General features: G+C 68.1%; 15 protein-coding genes. 8 read left to right on the top strand and 7 right to left on the bottom strand.

Annotated features, from left to right (window positions below; all coding sequences use genetic code 11):
* The first annotated feature begins 11 nt into the window (after positions 1–11).
* Positions 12–2,063: an oligopeptide transporter, OPT family gene (locus H2037_RS12980; protein ID WP_292122710.1), complete on the top strand. Its 2,052-nt coding sequence runs from the start codon at positions 12–14 to the stop codon at positions 2,061–2,063.
* Between the two features lie 176 nt (positions 2,064–2,239).
* On the opposite strand, the gene ubiG is transcribed toward H2037_RS12980, so the two are convergent.
* A complete protein-coding gene (gene ubiG, locus H2037_RS12975; protein WP_292122708.1) occupies positions 2,240–3,055 on the bottom strand; it encodes a bifunctional 2-polyprenyl-6-hydroxyphenol methylase/3-demethylubiquinol 3-O-methyltransferase UbiG in 816 nt (271 codons plus the stop codon).
* A 55-nt stretch (positions 3,056–3,110) separates the two neighbouring features.
* On the opposite strand from ubiG, the gene H2037_RS12970 reads away from it, so the two are divergent.
* From H2037_RS12970 to H2037_RS12945, 6 genes are all read left to right on the top strand, one after another.
* Complete coding sequence (locus tag H2037_RS12970; protein WP_292122705.1) at positions 3,111–4,400, top strand: aspartate kinase; 1,290 nt, start codon at positions 3,111–3,113, stop codon at positions 4,398–4,400.
* 43 nt (positions 4,401–4,443) lie between these two features.
* Entirely contained in the window at positions 4,444–6,732 is a 2,289-nt protein-coding gene (ptsP, locus tag H2037_RS12965; protein ID WP_292122871.1) for a phosphoenolpyruvate--protein phosphotransferase, read from the top strand.
* Positions 6,733–6,916: 184 nt separating this feature from the next.
* Positions 6,917–8,014: a helix-turn-helix transcriptional regulator gene (locus H2037_RS12960; RefSeq protein ID WP_292122702.1), complete on the top strand. Its 1,098-nt coding sequence runs from the start codon at positions 6,917–6,919 to the stop codon at positions 8,012–8,014.
* A 48-nt stretch (positions 8,015–8,062) separates the two neighbouring features.
* Positions 8,063–9,211 carry a flavodoxin-dependent (E)-4-hydroxy-3-methylbut-2-enyl-diphosphate synthase gene (gene ispG / locus H2037_RS12955; RefSeq protein WP_292122698.1) on the top strand — a complete coding sequence of 383 codons (1,149 nt, stop codon included), beginning with the start codon at positions 8,063–8,065 and terminating at the stop codon, positions 9,209–9,211.
* Between the two features lie 117 nt (positions 9,212–9,328).
* The gene (locus H2037_RS12950; protein WP_292122695.1) at positions 9,329–9,805 is read left to right on the top strand and encodes a PEGA domain-containing protein; all 477 of its coding nucleotides are present in this window, start codon (positions 9,329–9,331) and stop codon (positions 9,803–9,805) included.
* Complete coding sequence (locus H2037_RS12945) at positions 9,802–10,335, top strand: hypothetical protein (RefSeq protein ID WP_292122692.1); 534 nt, start codon at positions 9,802–9,804, stop codon at positions 10,333–10,335. Before H2037_RS12950 ends, H2037_RS12945 begins: the two co-directional genes overlap by 4 nt.
* A gap of 56 nt (positions 10,336–10,391) precedes the next feature.
* Here H2037_RS12945 and H2037_RS12940 read toward each other — a convergent pair whose 3' ends face one another.
* Genes H2037_RS12940 through H2037_RS12930 form a run of 3 tightly spaced genes read right to left on the bottom strand, consistent with a single transcriptional unit; the run spans position 10,392 to position 12,317 of the window.
* The gene (locus H2037_RS12940) at positions 10,392–11,168 is read right to left on the bottom strand and encodes a sulfite exporter TauE/SafE family protein (protein ID WP_292122690.1); all 777 of its coding nucleotides are present in this window, start codon (positions 11,166–11,168) and stop codon (positions 10,392–10,394) included.
* A 30-nt stretch (positions 11,169–11,198) separates the two neighbouring features.
* Positions 11,199–11,639 (bottom strand): Rrf2 family transcriptional regulator, encoded by a 441-nt coding sequence (locus H2037_RS12935; RefSeq protein ID WP_292122687.1) that lies wholly within the window; start codon positions 11,637–11,639, stop codon positions 11,199–11,201.
* 48 nt (positions 11,640–11,687) lie between these two features.
* Positions 11,688–12,317 (bottom strand): response regulator, encoded by a 630-nt coding sequence (locus H2037_RS12930; protein WP_292122686.1) that lies wholly within the window; start codon positions 12,315–12,317, stop codon positions 11,688–11,690.
* A 184-nt stretch (positions 12,318–12,501) separates the two neighbouring features.
* Here H2037_RS12930 and prfA point away from each other — a divergent pair, with 184 nt between their 5' ends.
* Positions 12,502–13,569, top strand: a complete 1,068-nt coding sequence (prfA, locus tag H2037_RS12925; RefSeq protein WP_292122683.1) for a peptide chain release factor 1 — start codon at positions 12,502–12,504, stop codon at positions 13,567–13,569.
* Here the strand turns inward: prfA and H2037_RS12920 are convergent, their stop codons facing one another.
* The 3 genes from H2037_RS12920 to H2037_RS12910 form a co-directional block, all read right to left on the bottom strand.
* Complete coding sequence (locus H2037_RS12920; protein ID WP_292122681.1) at positions 13,570–13,938, bottom strand: hypothetical protein; 369 nt, start codon at positions 13,936–13,938, stop codon at positions 13,570–13,572.
* 222 nt (positions 13,939–14,160) lie between these two features.
* A complete protein-coding gene (odhB, locus tag H2037_RS12915; protein ID WP_292122679.1) occupies positions 14,161–15,666 on the bottom strand; it encodes a 2-oxoglutarate dehydrogenase complex dihydrolipoyllysine-residue succinyltransferase in 1,506 nt (501 codons plus the stop codon).
* 40 nt (positions 15,667–15,706) lie between these two features.
* Positions 15,707–18,718: a 2-oxoglutarate dehydrogenase E1 component gene (locus H2037_RS12910; RefSeq protein WP_292122676.1), complete on the bottom strand. Its 3,012-nt coding sequence runs from the start codon at positions 18,716–18,718 to the stop codon at positions 15,707–15,709.
* Positions 18,719–19,099: the final 381 nt, after the last annotated feature.

Below are 19,099 nucleotides of genomic sequence, written 5' to 3'. Positions count from 1 at the left end.
AACCCCTCTGAATGACTGACGCTGTCGCCGCCCCGAAGGGCCGGCTTGAACTGACGCTTCGCGCCCTTGTGCTGGGCTGTCTGCTGGCGGTGATCTTCACCGCCGCCAACACCTATCTGGGTCTGCTGGTCGGCCTGACCTTCGCCTCGGCCATTCCGGCGGCGGTCATCTCGATGGCGGTGCTGCGGGCCTTCCGCACCTCGACCATCTGGGAGAACATGACCGTCCAGACCGTGGCCTCGGTCGGCGGGGCCATGAGTTCGATCATCTTCGTCCTGCCGGGCCTGGTGATGATCGGCTGGTGGCTGGAGTTTCCCTTCTGGCAGTCGGTGGCCATCTGCATTCTGGGCGGCGTTCTGGGCGTGACCTTCTCGATCCCGCTGCGCCGCGCCCTGGTGACCAACGGCGGCCTGCCCTATCCCGAGGGCGTCGCCGCCGCCGAGGTGCTGAAGGTCGGCTCGCGCGGAGCCGAACAGACCGAAAGCGCGGTGCGCGAGAACAAGTCCGGCCTGTGGGTCGTGGTCGCCGGCGCCGTCGTCTCGGCCGGCTACGCCCTGCTGGTCGCCGGCCGGGTCTTCGCCGGCGAGGCCGCCAAATTCTTCAAGCTTCCCGCCGCTCTGGGCGGCGGCGCGACCGGGATGGGTTTCGGCCTGCAGTTCGCCCTGCTGGGCGCCGGCCATCTGATCGGCCTGACGGTCGGCCTGGCCCAGCTGTTCGGGCTGATCCTGGCCTGGGCCATCGCCGTGCCGATCCTGACCAGCCCCGACACTGTCGCCTGGCTGACGGCGCACGGGATTCCTTCGATCGCCTCGACCCTGCCCGCCGGCGCCCCGGCCGAGGAACTGGCCATGACGGTCTGGAGCCGCGAGGTCCGCTTCATGGGCGCCGGCGTCATCGGCGTCGCCGCCATCTGGACCCTGATCAAGCTGGCCGGCCCGCTGATCGGCGGCCTGACCTCAGCCCTGTCCGCCAACGCCCGGCGCTCGCAAGGCGAGGTGCTGGAGCGCACCGAACAGGACATGCCGATCAAACTGGTCGGCGCGATCTCGGTCGTCTGCCTCGTCGGCATCGCCGGCCTCCTGGCCTGGTTCGCCCAGAGCGCCCCGGCCCTGGCCGGATCGACCGCCCTGCTGGTGATCGGCGGCCTGGTCTATGTGGTGCTGATCGGTTTCGCCGTCGCCGCCATCTGCGGATACATGGCCGGCCTGATCGGCTCGTCGAACAGCCCGGTCTCGGGCGTCGGCATCCTGGCCATCGTTATCGCCTCCCTGCTGATGCTGGGCGTCATGGCCATCGCGGGTGTGCCGGCCGACCCGTCGATCATCGCCTTCGCCCTGATCGTGACGGCGGTGGTCTTCGCCGTGGCCGTCATCGCCAATGACAACCTGCAGGACCTGAAGACCGGCCAGCTGGTCGAGGCCACGCCGTGGCGCCAGCAAACGGCCCTGATCGTCGGCGTCGGCGCCGGCGCCATCGTCATTCCGCTGATCCTGAACCTGCTGAACCAGGCCTTCGGCTTCGAGGGCGGCCCGCCCGCCATCGTCGAGGGCGCCAAGACCCTGGCCGCCCCCCAGGCGACCCTGATCTCGGCCCTGGCGCGCGGCGTCATCGGCGGCGACCTGCGCTGGGACCTGATCGGCCTGGGCGCGGCCATCGGCGTGGTGATCATCGTGTTGGACGCCGTCGTGTCCAAGGCCACGAACGGCAAGGTCAAACTGCCGCCCCTGGCTGTCGGCATCGGCTTCTATCTGCCCGCTGCGGTGACGACCATGCTGGTCATCGGCGCCGTCTGCGGCTGGATCTACGACAAGGCCGTGTCCAGCACCCGCTACGCCGACGTCGCGCGCCGCATGGGCGTGCTGCTGGCCTCGGGCCTGATCGTGGGCGAAAGCCTGTTCGGCGTCTTCACCGCCGGGGTCATCGTGGCCACCCGCGACGACGCCCCCTTCGCCATGCTGCCCGACGGCTCGTCCTGGCCGGCCATGCTGGCGGGCATCCTCGGCTTCGCCGTCGCGGTGTTCGGCCTGTACGCCTGGACCCGGAGCCGCGCCAAGGCGGTGTGACGCAACACCTCTCCCTCCCCCGACGGGGGAGGGGGGCGGAGGCGTAGCCGGAGCCGGGTGGGGGCGTCAGGGCGACGCATCGCAGACCTGACTTGATTCAGAACGGTGCGCCCGTGCCTGGCCGCCCCCACCCCGTCGCTTCGCGACGCCCCTCCCCCGCAGGGGGAGGGAGATCCTCAGGCCCGCGTCGCCACCATCATATAGTTGATCCCCGCGTCGTCGCTCTGGCTCCAGCGGTCGTGCAGCGGATCGTAGTTCAGCCCGTACGGCCCCTCGACCGTCACAGCCTCCTGCGCCAGCATCGACCGGATCTCGTCGGGCTTCAGGAACTGGCGCCAGTCGTGCGTCCCCGCCGGGACCCAGCGAAGGATGTATTCCGCCGCCACCTTGCCCAGTGCCAGCGACTTCAGGGTCCGGTTCAGGGTGGCGACCATCATCACCCCGCCGGGCCGGACCAGGCGCGAACAGGCGCGCACGAAGGCCTCCGGATCGGCGACATGCTCGATCACCTCCATGGTCAGGACCACGTCGAACGGCCCCGCCCCCTCGGCCTCGATCTGTTCGACCGTGGCGGCGCGATAGCCGATCTCCAGCCCGACCATGTCAGCGTGCGCCCGCGCCGTGCCGATATTCTCGGACGAGGCGTCGATGGCCGTGACGGCGAAACCCATCCGCCGCATCGGCTCGGCGATCAGCCCGCCGCCGCAGCCGACGTCCAGCAGGCTCAGCCCCTCGAACGGGCTGCGCGCCTTCGGATCCCGCCCCAGACGGACGCACAATTGTTCGCGGATCAGGGCCAGGCGCGCCGGATTAAACCGGTGCAGCGGCGCGAACGGCCCGCGCGCATCCCACCATTCGGCCGCCTGGGCCGAGAACCGGGCCACGTCCGCCGGGTCGATCGATGCACCAAATGCGCCCTCGGACGAATTTTGCGGAAAACCATGCCCTTCGCGGGGTAGGCGAGACGGTGCGGCGTCGCTAGAAGCGGTCATGCCCGAGGGATGAACCCTCGCGGTCCTTCACGCAAGCAGGGGGCGGAACGCCACGATGACGCGGCCTGATTCTTCACGATCTGCGACGACACGCCTGGTGATGAAGTTCGGCGGCACCTCGATGGGCGACCTCGAGCGGATTCGTCGCGCGGCGCGGATCGTCGCCGCCGAGGCCGCCGCGGGCCGGAAGATTGCGGTCGTGGTCTCCGCCATGGCCGGCAAGACCAATGAACTGGTCGCCTGGACCGACGGCGCCGGTCCGGCCGCCGCCGACCTGCCGCTCAGCGACGACGAATACGACGTGGTGGTCGCCTCGGGCGAACAGGTGACGGCCGGCCTCCTGGCCATGACCCTGCGCAACATGGGGCTGAACGCCCGTTCGTGGATGGGATGGCAGGTGCCGATCGTCACCGACGACGCCCACGGCCGCGCCCGCATCACCGACATTCCCGGCGAGAAACTGGGCGCCGCCGTCGACGGGGGCGAGATCGCCGTCGTGCCGGGCTTCCAGGGCGTGACCCTCGAGGGCAAGATCACCACCCTGGGCCGGGGCGGGTCCGACACCTCGGCCGTGGCCGTGGCGGCCGCCCTGGGCTGCTCCTGCGATATCTATACCGACGTGGACGGCGTCTATACGACCGACCCGCGTATCGAGAGCCGCGCGCGCCGCCTGAACAGGGTCTCTTTCGAAGAGATGCTGGAAATGGCCTCGCTTGGGGCCAAGGTGCTCCAGACCCGCTCGGTCGAGCTCGCCATGGCCAAACAGGTGCCGGTGCGCGTGCTGTCCAGCTTTATCGAACCTGACGAAACCGGCGCCCTGCCCCACGAGGCCGGCACCCTGATCTGCGACGAGGAGGAGATCGTGGAAAAACGCATCGTGTCCGGTGTGACCATGAGCCGTGACGAGGCCCGCATCACCTTGCTGGGCCTGTCCGACCGCGTGGACGCCCCCGCCGACGTCTTCACCCGCCTGGCCGAGGCCAACGTCAATGTCGACATGATCGTGCAGAGCCAGTCGCGCACGGCCGGGGCGGTCAATCTGACCTTCACCACGGGCCGCCGCGACGCCGTGCGCGCCGCCGACCTGATGAAGGCCGCCCAGGCCGAGATCGGCATCGAGGAGATCAGGGTCGATGAGGACGTGGCCAAGGTCTCGGTCGTCGGGGTCGGCATGCGCAGCCACGCCGGCGTGGCCCAGACCATGTTCAAGGCCCTGGCCGACAAGGGGATCAAGTTCCAGGCCATCTCGACCTCGGAAATCAAGATCAGCGTCCTGATAGACGCTGCGTACGCCGAGCTGGCCGTGCGCGCATTGCATTCGGCTTATGGCCTGGACGCGATATAGTTGATTTGAACAGGCGCAACGGCGCCGAAGCGCGGGAGCCATGATGCCGGCAGGCGGCGCGATGACCAGGGGACCCCGGATCCTCCTGCGCCAGATCCGCGAGGCTCTGGGCGGAGCCGGCCCCCTCGCGTCCGGGGGCGCGACCCCGGCCCAGGACCGGCTGAACATGGTGGTCCAGATCATCGCCCGGTCGATGGTCGCCGAGGTCTGCTCCATCTATCTGCGCCGCGCTTCGGGCGAGCTGGAACTGTTCGCAACCGAGGGTCTGAACCCCGAAGCCGTGCACAACACACGTCTGCGACCCGGCGAGGGCCTGGTCGGCGAGGTGGCGCGGATGGCCCAGCCCATAAGCCTGTCGGACGCCCCGTCCCACCCCGCCTTCTCCTATCGGCCGGAGACGGGCGAAGACCCCTATCACGCCTTCCTCGGCGCCCCCCTGCTGCGCGGCGGTCGGGCCATCGGCGTCCTGGTCGTCCAGAACCGCACCGAGCGGCGCTATGACGAGGAGGAGGTCGAGGACATCCAGACCATCGCCATGGTCCTGTCCGAGACCGTGTCGTCCGGCGAGCTGCTGGAGCAGGACGAACTGCGCGATGTGGAGCTGGCGCCCCACCGGCCCGAGCGGCTGAAGGGCCAGAAGTTCGGCGACGGCCTGGCCGTCGGTCAAGTGGTCCTGCACGAGGCGCCCCTGGCGCCCGAGAAACTGCTGGCCGAAGACCCCGCGATGGAGGAGGCGCGGCTGAAGCTGGGCCTGGCCTCGCTGAAGACCGGCCTGGACGCCATGCTCGACAAGGGCCAGGGCCTGGCCGGCCCCTCGTTCGAGGTGCTTGAGACCTATCGGATGTTCGCCGACGACCGGGGCTGGAACCGGTCGCTGGAAGAGGCGGTGCGCAACGGCCTGACCGCCGAGGCTGCGGTGGACCGGGTCAGGAACGAGCACCGCGCCCGTTTCGCCCAGGCCCGCGACCCCTATATCCGCGAACGGCTGCACGATTTCGAAGACCTGGCCGATCGGCTGCTGCGCGTGCTGGCGGGCGACAAGCCGGGCGAGCGCGAACTGCCCGACGACGCCATTCTGGTGGCGCGCAACCTGGGGCCCGCCGACCTGCTGGAATATCCGCGCGACAAGCTGAAGGGCCTGTTGCTGGAGGAGGGATCGGCCGCCAGCCACGCCGCCATCGTGGCTCGCGCGCTTCAGATCCCCTGCGTCGGCCGCCTGATGGGCCTGCGTGACCGCCTGTCGGAAGGCGACATCGTCATCGCCGACGGTGAGACCGGCGAGGCCTATCTGCGCCCCCGCGCCGACATGATCGAGGCGGTCCAGTCGCGTATGGCCGTCCGCGACCAGCGCCGGGCCCAGTTCGCCCAGCTGCGCGACACCCCGGCCGTGACCCTGGATGGTCAGCGCATCACCCTGCTGACCAACGCCGGTCTCGCCGTCGATCTGGAGAACCTGGACGAGACGGGGGCCGAGGGCATCGGCCTGTTCCGCACCGAATTCCAGTTCATGGTCTCGGACGAACTGCCCCGGCTGGACGCCCAGACGGCCTTGTACAGGCTGGTGCTGGACGCCGCCGGCGACCGGCCCGTCACCTTCCGCACCCTGGATATCGGCGGCGACAAGGTCCTGCCCTATCTGGAGGCCGAGCGGGAGGAGAACCCCGCCCTGGGCCGTCGCGCCATCCGCCTGGGCCTGGACCGGCCGTCCCTGCTGCGGATGCAGCTTCGGGCCCTGCTGACGGCGGCGGCCGGACGCGAACTGCGCGTCATGTTCCCGATGATCGCCACGGTGGACGAGTTCCGCGCCGCCCGCGAACTGGTCGACGTCGAATGCGCCTGGGCCCGACGCCGCGGCCGCGCCCTGCCCGCCCTGCTGCGTGTCGGCGCCATGGTCGAATGCCCGTCCCTGCTGTGGCATCTCGACGCGCTTCTGCCCCTGACCGACTTCGTCTCGATCGGCACCAACGACCTGTTCCAGTACATGTACGCCGCCGACCGGACCAACCCTCTGGTCTCGGACCGTTACGACCCCCTGTCGCCGCCGACCCTGCGCGCGCTGCAGACGATCCAGAAGGCCTGCGCCGACACCGGCACACCCGTGTCGATCTGCGGCGAACTGGCGGGCCGGCCTCTTGAAGCCTTCGCCTTGATAACCCTGGGCTTCACCCGTCTTTCGGCCCCGGCTGGCGGGATCGGTCCGGTCAAGCGGATGATCCTGTCCGCCGATCTGACGGCCGCGCGGCGGGGCCTGAACAATCTGCTGAACCTGTCCACCGGCTCCGTCCGCAACGAGATCGAATCCCTGGCTCGGAAGTTGAACGTCTCGGCCTGACGGTTGTGAAACGCGTTCCGTTTCGGGAATCGCCGTTGATGGGACGGGGATTATGGTTTATCCACAGGACGCATCAGACCAGCCCCCGGGGAGGGGCGAGCGTCGACAAGAAGACATGATAAACGACGGGTCCGTTTTGAGTACGGAGCGGCGCCCTGCCGTTCCGAGTGTGGGGTCAGGCGTCATGGCGCTAGATGCGGGGCACGCCCCCGAAGAGTTCAAGGCTCATCCCGACTGGAAGGACATCGCGCCCTCCATCGCCGAGTCCGCGACTCTGGGCGACGGCCTGCGCCGTGCGCGCGAACAGTCGGGCAAGTCCCTGGCCGAACTGGCGGACGAGACCAAGGTCCACACCCGTTTCCTGATCGCCCTCGAGCAGAACGACTGGTCCTCCCTGCCGTCGCGTGTCTTCGTCATCGGCTATGTACGGGGCTATGCGGCCGCCCTGGGCCTGGACGAGCAGCTGGCGGTCGAGCGGTTCAAGCGCGAAAGCCCGGACACCTCCGCCCCGCTGAAGGCGCCGATCGGCGTGGCCTTCGAGGACGTCAAACGCTATTCGCCGCGCATCATCGCCGGCGTCGCCCTGGTGGCCCTGGCCATCGTCGGCTGGAACATCTTCCAGCGGGTCAATCTGATGCGGGCGCCCCAGCCGTCCGACATCGCCGCCGTGCCCGAAAGCTGGTCGCTGGGCGAGGTGCCCGGCCAGAACGGCCTGATCGACCTGAGCGCGCCCCGCGCCGCGCCGCCCGACCAGACCACGCCGGCCCTCTACATCACGCCGGGCCTGGAGGCCCAGCTGACCGGCGTCGATCCCAATGATCCGGCCGTGATCGCCGCCGCCGCAGCGGCCGACAACGCACCGGTCCAGAAGGCCTTCAACCCGCGCGGCGCCGTCTATGGCGCGCCCGCCACCGCCTCCCAGGTGGTGATCCAGGCAAAGAAACCCGGCGCCCTGGTCGTGCGGCTCGGCGACGGTCAGGCCCTGTTCGCGCGCCAGATGGCGACGGGCGAAGCCTGGCGCGCGCCGCTGGGCGTCAGCGCCGTCATCGACGTCTCGGACCCGACCGCCTTCGACGTCTATCTGAACGGTGAACACGGCGGCATTCTCCCGGCCGTCCTGACCCCCCTGGCCCAGCTGAACAGCCGCGCCGAACAGGCGGCGCGTCAGGTGGCCGAGGAACAGGCCCGTCGTCAGGCCCAGATCCAGGCCGACCGCGCGGCCCAGCAGGCGGCTCAGTCGTCGGTCACGCCCGCTTATGCTCCCCCGACGGCGACGAACTGATCTTCGACCCGTGGCCTCGCCGCCTGCATCGGCCTATATGAGACCCCGATGAGCGACCACACCTCAGAACTCGGCCACGTCCGACCCTGGCGCCATATCGAGCGTCGCAAGAGCCGCCAGATCCGCGTCGGCTCCGTCCTCGTGGGCGGCGACGCGCCGATCAGCGTCCAGTCGATGACCAATACGCCGACGTCCGACGCGGCGGCGACCCTCGACCAGATCCGCCAGCTGGAAGAGGCCGGCGCCGACATCGTCCGCGTCTCCTGCCCCGATGTGGAATCGACCGAGGCCTTCAAGACAATCGCCCGCGAGGCCAAGGTCCCCTTGGTCGCCGACATCCATTTCCACTACAAGCGCGGCATCGAGGCGGCCCAGGCCGGCGCAGCCTGCCTGCGGATCAATCCGGGCAATATCGGCAGCGCCGACCGCGTCCGCGACGTGATCCAGGCCGCCAAGGACCACGGCTGTTCGATGCGGATCGGCGTCAACGCCGGCAGTCTGGAAAAGGAGCTGCTCGAGAAATACGGCGAGCCCTGCCCCGACGCCATGGTCGAAAGCGCCCTGAACCACGCCCGCATCCTGCAGGACCACGACTTCCACGAGTTCAAGATCTCGGTGAAGGCCTCCGACCCCTTCCTGACCGTCGCCGCCTACCAGCAGCTGGCCGAGGCCATCGACTGCCCCCTGCACCTGGGCGTGACCGAGGCCGGGCCGTTGCGGACCGGCACGATCAAGTCGGCCATCGGCATGGGTTCGATGCTGTGGGCCGGGATCGGCGACACCATCCGCGTCTCCCTGGCCGCCGATCCGGTCGAGGAGATCAAGGTCGGCTTCGACATCCTGAAGTCGCTGGGCCTGCGCCACCGGGGGGTCAACATCATCGCCTGCCCGTCGTGCGCCCGTCAGGGCTTCAATGTCATCGAGACCGTGACCCTGCTGGAAGAGAAGCTGGCCCATATCTCGACGCCGATGAGCCTGTCGGTCATCGGCTGCGTCGTGAACGGCCCGGGCGAGGCCCTTTATACCGACATCGGCTTCACCGGCGGCGGCAAGGGCGCGGGCATGATCTATCTGAACGGCAAGATCGCCCACAAACAGGCCAACGACGGTATGATCGACCATATCGTCGAACTGGTCGAGGCCAAGGCCGCGGAGCTGGACGCGGCGCGCGCGGCAGAGCTTCAGGCTGCGGAGTAGTCGCGACCTTCGGTCCGTCGTCCGAATTTCACGCACCCGTGATTGACGGATTGTTTCAAAGATGCAATCTCCAGTTTGACCTGCTTGGGGAGCAGGCTTAACTCATTGGGGAATTTAATGATTTTTACAATTCACGCACGCTTCGGCGTGCGCGCGCTCATGCTTGTCGGCGTGGCGCTGTCTCTGCCTGCCTGCGCCACCGTGACCCGCGGATCCAGCCAGCAGTTCAGCGTCCAGAGCACGCCTCCGGGCGCTCAAGTCACCACCTCGAACGGCTTCGAATGCCAGGCGACGCCTTGCACCTTCCGCATGCCGCGCAAGGACGCCTTCCGCATCACCGTCTCGAAAGACGGCTATGTCGCCCAGACGCACGACGTCACCAGCAGCGTCTCCGGCGCGGGCGGCACGGCCATGGCGGGCAACATCCTGATCGGCGGCCTGATCGGCGGAGCGATCGACGCCACATCGGGCGCCATGAACGACCTGAAACCCAATCCGCTGATCGTGACCCTGCGTACGCCGGCCGAAGAAGCCGTCGCGGCTCAGGCTCCCGCAGCAGCGACGACGCCCGCCGCCGCCGCCGGAGAGGAATGATGATCCGTCGCTTCGCCGCGGCCGCCGCTGTCGTCGCCCTTATGGGCGTCGCGGCCTGCGCCAGTCCGTCCAACCCCGCCATGATGACCCTGCCGGCCACGCCGGGCCTGACGGCGTCCGCCGGCGACATCGGCTACCATTCGGTGACGACGGTCACGGTTTCCGGCGGCCAGGGCACCAATCCAATGTGGACGTCCCAGGTATCCAACGCGGACTTCAAGACCGCTTTGGAAGCCTCGCTGGCGTCGGCCGGCTATATGGGCGCCGAAGGCGAGCCGATGGAGGTCTCCGCCTCTCTGATCGATCTGAAGCAGCCGTTCGCCGGCTTGGACATGTCGGTCACGAGCCAGATCCGCTATACGGTGACCCGCGCAGAACAGACCGTATTCGACGAGATGGTGGCGGCGACCGGCACTGCGACCATGAGTCAGGCCTTTGTTGGCGTCGAACGTCTGAGAATGGCCAACGAGGCCTCGATCCGCGAGAACATCAAGGAATTCCTGACCCGTTTCCGCGCCCGCGCGCGCTGAACCGACCAGAAAAGCCTGGAACGACGGCGGGTCCTCGACCCGCCGTCGTTTTCTGTTCAGATCACCTTGAACAGCCGCAGCGCCTGATAGCCTGCGGACAGCAGCACAACGGCGCCCACCCCATAGGTCAGGACCCGACGCGGTGCGATCCGCGCGACCACGCCGGCGAACGGGGCGGCGACCAGCCCGCCCAGGATCAGGCCCAGAATGGCCATGGCGTGGGTGGCGAAGCCCTCCGCCTGCTGCCAGTGGCCGGTCAGGAGTGCGGCGAGGAAGGTCGCGGAAATGGCCGAGGTGACGAAGAATTCGGCGGTGTTGGTCGTCCCGATCGACGCACGTGGATCCTGTCCCGAGCCCACCAGAGTCGTGGTCACCGTCGGTCCCCAGCCCCCGCCGCCGATGGCGTCGAAGAAGCCGCCGACCACGCCCAGCGGACCGGCGAGTTTCAACGGGAAAATCCGTTCGCGGGTCTCGCGGGTGGCGCGCCAGATGATCACCAGGCCCATGATCGCCAGATAGGTGGTGATCCACGGCTTCACCACGTCGCCGTCGACACTGGTCAGGACGAAGGCTCCGAGACCACCGCCCACGACACCCCCCAGGGCCAGGGGCGCGAACAGTTTCCAGTTCACATTCTTGTTGACCGTATGGGAGCCGGCCGAGGCGGCGGTGGTGAAGACCTCAGCCGCATGGACGCTGGCCGAGGCGGTCGCCGGCGGCACGCCGAACGACAGCAGCACCGTCGAGGAAATCACCCCATAGGCCATGCCAAGCGCCCCATCGACGATCTGGGCCAGAAAGCCGACGAACAGGAAGATGAGGAAGTCTTGCATGGCGGCTCCAAAACTTCGCGAAGTTGCGTTTTATTTTCCTACCGGGTCAATAGGAGAAGAACTGGTTGCGGCTTGCAGCAGGGTTCGCGCTTCGAACACGGCCGCAAGGGCGTCGCGACCGTCCTGCAGCACCGGCTGGAGCGGACAGGTCTCCACGTCCGGACAGGTCTCGCACGGGCCGAAGGCGGTGCGCGAAGCGCAGGGCGCCAAGGCCAGCGGGCCTTCCAGCGCGCGGATCACGTCGGCGAAACTGACGGCGTCCGCCGGCGCCGCCAGGGCGTAGCCGCCGGTCCGCCCCCGCTTGGAGACCAGCAGGTTCTGGCGTCTCAGGTCCAGCAGTATGGCCTCGAGAAATTTGCGCGGCGCGGCGGCCGCTTCCGCGATCTCGCCTATGGTGGCGGGCCCCCCGCCCGGAAGTCCGGCTAAATGGACCATGGCGCGCAGGGCGTATCGCGAGCGGTTCGACAGCATGGTCCGTGATGGCGCGCCCTTGCGTCGGACGCAAGACGGCGCGGGGCCTCAATGCCTCGTGACGTCCAGCCTGGCCACCGCCTCAAGGATCTGCGGCCCCGTATAGGGTTTCAGCACCAGGGCCTCGGCCATGTCGGCATGCCGCGCGGCTGCGGTGACGTCGCCGGAGACGAAGATCACCCGCACATCCCAGCGCCTGGTCAGGACGCCGGCGAGTTCGACCCCCGACGTCCCGTCCGACAGATTGATGTCCAGCAGGGCGGCGTCGATGGGGTGGAGGGCCGCCGCGGCCTCGGCCGCCGCCGCGCTGTGGAACGGCCCCACCACCCTGTGGCCGGCCTCGGTCAGAAGCTCGGTCAGGGCGGCGGCCGCATCGGCGTCGTCCTCGACCACCAGCAGGGTCAGGGCCTCGACCTCGGTCGGCGGCGCCGCGTTTTCGGCCAGCTGCGGGGCCTGACGGGTGATCACGGCGCGCAGATCGCGCCAGACTTCGGCGGCGGGACGATCGGTGTTCAGGTCATAGATGGCGGCCATGGCCTTCAACTCCCGGGCGTCTTCGGACGACAGGTTCCCATCGGTCTCGGCGAGGCGCCGGTCGAACAGGCCACACAGGCGTTCGACGCTGGCCGCGCCATCATCGACGGCGGCGGGCTTGGAAGGGGGCGGGCGATCGAACATGGCGTCCTTCTCACGGCGGCTCGACGGGCAGCTATACGGTTGGGACCGGTTTCGTAAGCGCGTCTGACGCCATCGTTATCGGGGATCACAAACCCGGCGCCGCGTCTTGATTCTCGCGATGATCGACATCCGCCCCCCCGTCGCGCTAAGGACGGCCCCTCTTGCTCTCCAGGATATTCCCCTCTTGCGTCTGCCCCAGGCCCGTCTCGATCAGGTGCTCGACCGTTTCCACGAGGTGGAGGCCCGGATGGGCGCGGCGACGGACGGCGCCGAGATCGTCCGCCTGTCCAAGGAGCATGCCGAGCTGAAGCCCGTCGCCGACGCGGTCGAGGGCCTGGCCCGCCTCCGCGCCGAAATGGCCGATCTGGAGGCGATGACGGCCGACCCGGAAATGGCGGCCATGGCCCAGGAGGAACTGCGCGCGCTGAACGACAGCCTGCCGGAACTGGAGCGGGACGTGGCCTTGCTGCTGGCGCCCCGCGACGCCGACGAGAACGCCTCGGCCGTGCTGGAAGTCCGCGCCGGCACCGGCGGCGACGAGGCGGCCCTGTTCGCCGGCGATCTGTTCCGCATGTATTCGCGCTACGCCTCGACGCGAGGCTGGCGGATCGAGCTGGATTCCGCCACCGAGGGCGACGCCGGCGGCTACAAGGAAATCATCGCCACCGTCACCGGCGAGGGCGTGTTCGGCCGGCTGAAGTTCGAAAGCGGCGTCCACCGGGTCCAGCGCGTCCCGACCACCGAGGCCGGGGGCCGCATCCACACCTCGGCCGCGACCGTCGCCGTCCTGCCCGAGGTCGAGGACGTCGAGATCGAAATCCTGGAAAAGGACATCCGCATCGACACCTTCCGCGCCTCGGGCTCGGGCGGCCAGCACGTCAACAAGACCGATTCCGCCGTGCGGATCACCCACCTGCCGACCGGGATCGTCGCCACCAGTTCCGAGAAGTCCCAGCATGTGAACCGCGACAAGGCGATGAAGAACCTGCGCGTGCGCCTGTATGACATGCAGCGCCAGGCCAAGGACCTGGCCCGGGCGGACTCGCGCAAGTCCCAGGTCGGCTCCGGCGACCGCTCCGAGCGGATCCGCACCTACAACTTCCCCCAGGGACGCGTGACCGATCACCGGATCGGCCTGACCCTGCACAGCCTGCCGCAGATTCTGGAAGGCGACCTCGACCCCATGCTGAACGCCCTGATCGCCGAGGACCAGGCCGCCCGTCTGGCGGACCTTGAGGCCGAGTTCGGCTGATCAGCCCAACACGCCCGCTGTCGGCAGCCACAGCACCAGACCGGTCGCGGCTGTATAGCCGGCGAAGGCGTGGACGGACTGACGACGCCCCTGCTGACACGTCAGAAAAGCCTCTCGCGACCAACGGCTGGACCAGAGCAGATAGAGGGCCTGGATCGTCCATCCCGACAGGAAGGCCGCGACGGCCCAGCCGCTCAGCATCGCCAGAGCCAGCCCCGAAGCGAAGACCAGGGCGCCGCCCAGAGCGATGACCCCGTCGCAAACATGGTCGCCGACGGAGGCCGGGGCCAGCCCCGCCAGGGCGCGTTGCAGCCGCCAACTGAGCCAGGCCTGACACATCAGCATCAGCCCGCCCATGACGTAGAACATCCCGATAGCGCGCGCCGCCCACTCCATGGCGAGAATAAGGCAGTATTTCCCGGCGGCCGTAAGACCGGAATACTCCCTAGCGGGTCGATCATATCCCTACCGGCGCAAACAAGACACAACCAACGATATCCGAGCCGGCCTGCTGAAGGCGACCTCGGGCTTTTCGTTGCGGCGCCGCCAGTCATGAAAAAGGCGGCGAGAGCCTCGCCGCCTTTCCAGGTCTTACAGGTCCAGCAGGGCCCGTTGCGGGTCTTCCAGCAGTTCCTTGATCCGCACCAGGAAGGTGACGGCTTCCTTGCCGTCGACGATCCGGTGGTCGTAGCTGAGCGCCAGGTACATCATCGGGCGGATCTTGACCTCGCCGTTGATGGCCATCGGGCGCTGGACGATATTGTGCATGCCCAGGATGCCCGACTGCGGCGCGTTCAGGATCGGCGTCGACATCAGCGAGCCATAGGTGCCGCCGTTGGTGATGGTGAAGGTGCCGCCCTGCATCTGATCCATGGTCAGATCGCCGTCGCGGGCGGCCTTGCCCAGGGCGCCGATGCCCTTTTCGATACCGGCCAGGGTCAGGGTGTCGGCGTCGCGCAGCACCGGAACCACCAAGCCCTTGTCGGTGCCGACGGCGACGCCGATGTCATAGTGGTTCTTGTAGATGATGTCCGTGCCGTCGATCTCGGCGTTGACGGCCGGGATCTCGTGCAGGGCCGCGACGACGGCCTTGGTGAAGAAGGACATGAAGCCCAGCTTCACGCCGTGACGCTTCTCGAACACCTCTTTGTACTGGGTGCGCAGGGCCATGACATTGGTCATGTCCACCTCGTTGAAGGTGGTCAGCTGGGCGGCCGTGTTCTGCGATTCCTTCAGGCGACGGGCGATGGTCTGACGCAGGCGCGTCATCTTCACCCGCTCCTCGCGCGGACCGACGGCGCGCGGCGCCGAGGCGGCGGCGGCGGCGGGCGCCGGGGCGGCCTGACCGATGGCGGCGATGGCGTCGGCCTTGGTGATATTGCCCTTGGGACCGGTCGCGGCGATGGTCTGGGGGTCCAGATTGTTCTCGGCGACCACGCGCTGGACGGCGGGCGACAGGGCTTCGTTCTTGGCGACCTGGGCCGAGCCGGTGTTGGCCGGAGCGGCGGCGGGAGCCGGAGCCGCAGCGGCGGGCGCGGCGGCGGCCGAGCCCGAGCCCGAGATCGAACCGATCTTCTGGTTCGGCGTGACGGTCGCGCCTTCGTCCGCGGCGATGGTCAGGACGCCGTCAGCCGGGGCGGAGACTTCGACCGCGACCTTGTCGGTCTCGATCTCGACCAGCAGTTCGTCCTTCTTGACCGCGTCGCCGGTCTTCTTGAGCCATTTGCCCATCGAACCCTCGGCGACGCTCTCGCCCATGACCGGGACCATGATGTCGATGTTCGAGGCGGCGGCCGGAGCAGCGGCGGCCGGAGCGGACTTGGCTTCGGCCTTCGGCGCGGCGGCCGGCTTGGCCCCGGCGGCGCCTTCGGTCACGGCGCCCAGGACCGTGCCGGGAACCACGGTGTCGCCCTCGGCCGCATTGATGGCGCCCAGCACGCCGTCCGCCGGCGAAACGACTTCCAGCGAGACCTTGTCGGTCTCGAGCTCGACGAGCAGTTCGTCCTTCTTGACCGCGTCGCCGACCTTCTTGGTCCATTTCGCGATGGTGGCCTCGGTGACGGATTCACCGAGGGCGGGGGTCAGGATGTCGGCCATGTCGGGTCCAGCTGTCTCTAGGAGTATCGTGGGAGGTGTATCAGGCGAAGGCTTCGTTGGTGAAGGCCTCGAGTTCCTTCAGGTGCCGGCTCATCAGACCGGCCGCCGTGGAGGCGGAACCCGGACGGCCGACATAGCGGGCGCGCTTGGAGGCGACGTCCAGCTTGTCGAGCGTCAGCTCCAGCCAGGCGTCGACGAAAGTCCAGCCGCCCATGTTCTTCGGCTCTTCCTGGCACCAGACCACCTCCGCCTTCGGGAAGCGGGCCAGTTCCTTGCGCAGCGACTGGATCGGCCACGGATAGAACTGTTCCAGGCGCAGGATGTAGACGTCGTCCACGGCCTGGCCGTCCTTGGCCTTCTTCTCGCGGGCGTCCAGCAGGTCGTAATAGACCTTGCCCGAGCACAGGATGACGCGGCGGATCGCCTTGTCCGGCTTGATCTTGATCCCCGCGACGTCGGGGCGGGTCTGGGCGTCGTCGTGCAGGAGGCGGTGGAAGGACGAACCCTCCGCCAGATCCTTCATCGACGAGACCGCCTTCTTGTGACGCAGCAGCGACTTGGGCGTCATCAGGATCAGCGGCTTGCGGAACGGCCGCTGCATCTGGCGACGCAGGATGTGGAAATAGTTGGCCGGGGTGGTGCAGTTGGCGACCTGCATATTCTCTTCGGCGCACTGCTGCAGGAAGCGCTCCAGACGAGCCGAGGAGTGTTCCGGTCCCTGGCCTTCATAGCCGTGCGGCAGCAGCATGGTCAGGCCGCTCATCCGCAGCCATTTGCGTTCGCCCGAGCTGATGAACTGGTCGATCACCACCTGGGCGCCGTTCACGAAGTCGCCGAACTGGGCTTCCCACATCACCATGGTGTTGGGGTCGGCCAGCGAATAGCCGTACTCGAAGCCCAGCACCGCCTCTTCCGACAGGGCCGAGTCGATCACCTCGAAATTGGCCTGGCCTTCGCGCAGGTTGTTCAGCGGCACATACCGTTCTTCGGTCGTCTGATCGATGACGCCCGAATGGCGCTGCGAGAAGGTGCCGCGCACCGAATCCTGACCCGACAGCCGAACCGGGAAGCCTTCGTCCAGCAGGGAGGCGAAGGCCAGGCTCTCGGCCGTGGCCCAGTCCAGGCCCTCGCCGCTGGCGATGGCCTCGCGGCGGCCGTCGATCACCCGCTTCAGCGTCTTGTGCATGTCGACGCTGTTCGGAATGGTCGTCAGACGGTGTCCCAGGTCCTGCAGCTTGGCCAGGGGCACGGCCGTCTCGCCGCGCAGCTCGTCCTGGGGCGACTGGAAGCCCTGCCACTGGCCGTCCAGCCAGTCGGCCTTCTCGGCGGACCAGCCCTTGCCGGCGTCGAACTGCTCGTCGAGGAATTTATCGAACCGTTCGATCTCGGCCTCGACCTCGGCCTGGGAGATCACGCCCTCGGCGACCAGACGCTGCGAATAGAGTTCGCGGGTCGAGGGCTGGGCGCGGATCTTCGAATACATCAGCGGCTGGGTGAAGGTCGGATCGTCGCCTTCGTTGTGGCCGAACCGGCGATAGCAGAACATGTCCACCACCACGTCCTTGTGGAACTTCTGGCGGTATTCGGTGGCCACCTTGGCGGCGAAGACGACCGCTTCCGGATCGTCGCCGTTGACGTGGAAGATCGGCGCCTGGACCATCAGCGCGACGTCCGACGGATAGGGCGACGAGCGCGAGTTCCGCGGGCTGGTGGTGAAGCCGATCTGGTTGTTGATGACGAAATGCAGGGTGCCGCCGGTGCGATAGCCCTTCAGCCCCATCAGGGCGAAACATTCGGCCACCACGCCCTGACCGGCGAAGGCGGCGTCGCCGTGGATCAGCAGGGGCACGACCTTGGACCGGTCCAGCGCCCATTCGGCCTCGGGCTTGCCGGCGTTGGCCTCGCGGATGTCGAACGCCTGTTTGGCGCGCGCCTTGCCCAGCACCACCGGATTGACGATCTCGAGGTGGGACGGGTTGGCGGTCAGCGACAGGTGGACGTGGTTGCCGTCGAACTCGCGGTTCGAGCTGGCGCCCATATGATATTTGACGTCGCCCGAGCCCTCGATGTCGCTCGGCACGGCCGAACCGCCCTGGAACTCGTGGAAGATGACCTTGTACGGCTTGCCCATCACGGCGGCGAGCACGTTCAGGCGGCCGCGGTGGGCCATGCCCAGCACGACCTCGTCGACGCCCAGGTTGCCGCCGCGCTTGATCACCTGCTCCAGCGCCGGGACCATGGCCTCGCCGCCGTCCAGACCGAACCGCTTGGTGCCGGGGAAACGCTTGTGCAGGAAGCGTTCGAAGCCCTCGGCCTCGATCAGCTTGTTCAGGATGGCCAGCTTGCCTTCCTTGGTGAAGGCGTTCTGCTCGAACTTGTCGGCGCCCTCGAACCGCTGCTGCAGCCAGGACTTCTCCTCCGGCTCGGCGATATGCATGTACTGGATGCCGATGGTGCCGCAATAGGTGCGCTTCAGCAGGTCCAGGACCTCGCGGATGCTGCCGGTCTGAAGCCCCAGGACCCCGTCCAGGAAGATCGGACGGTCCATGTCGGCTGCACTGAAGCCATAGAATTCCGGCGTCAATTCCGGGTTGTCGACCGGCTGTTCGATGCCCAGCGGGTCCAGATTGGCCTGCAGGTGTCCGCGCACGCGATAGCTGCGGATCAGCATCAGGGCGCGGATGGAATCATGGGCGGCGGCGCGGATGTCGTCAGCCGAAACCGAGGCGGGCGCGGCCGGAGCGGCGGCGGCCGGAGCGGCGCCCGGCTTCTTCGGATCGGGCTTCGCGGCAGGCCAGCGCCCGTCGAAGACCGCGTTGGCCTCGCTGGGCTCGGAGGCGGTTCCACGTCCCCAGGCGCCGGCGCCGGCCGAGGCCTTCACGCTGGCGGCGTTGTCGCGCAGCTGGTCGAAAAAGGCTTTCCATTCCGCCGAGACCGAGCCCGGATCATTGGCCCACTTCTCGTGAAGCTCCTCGATATAGGCCGCGTTCGACCCATAGAGGAATGAGGTCTCGGCAAAGACCTGGTTCAGCCGACCGGCATCGTCCGCCATCGTTTCGCAATCCCTGGCCCCCGACGGACACATCTCCGTGAGGGGTGCGCCCGTCATATAGGCCCGCTTTCCTTATGGGTCATGACCGAAACGGGGCAATTCGGTGAGAAATTGGTCGCAGCCGCAAAGAAAAACGCCCCCGGCCGAAACCGGGGGCGTTCAATCCAGCCGAGACCGGCATTTTTCGTTCTCCCTCCCCCACGGGGGAGGGGGGCGAAGCGAAGCGGAGCCGGGTGGGCCCGGCAAGGCGACGCCCACCAGACCCTCCTTCCCCAGACAGGCGCGACCCAGCCGGGCCGCCCGGGCAAGACTCTGGTGGAAGTGCTGAAGGGCTGATCGCACGAACCTCTCCCTCCCCCTGCGGGGGAGGGAGAGGTTCGT

The organism is Brevundimonas sp., assembly GCF_013912065.1.
Lineage (GTDB): Bacteria > Pseudomonadota > Alphaproteobacteria > Caulobacterales > Caulobacteraceae > Brevundimonas.
Note: the sequence above shows the minus strand (reverse complement) of the source record. Positions and strands in the feature narration are given on the sequence as shown.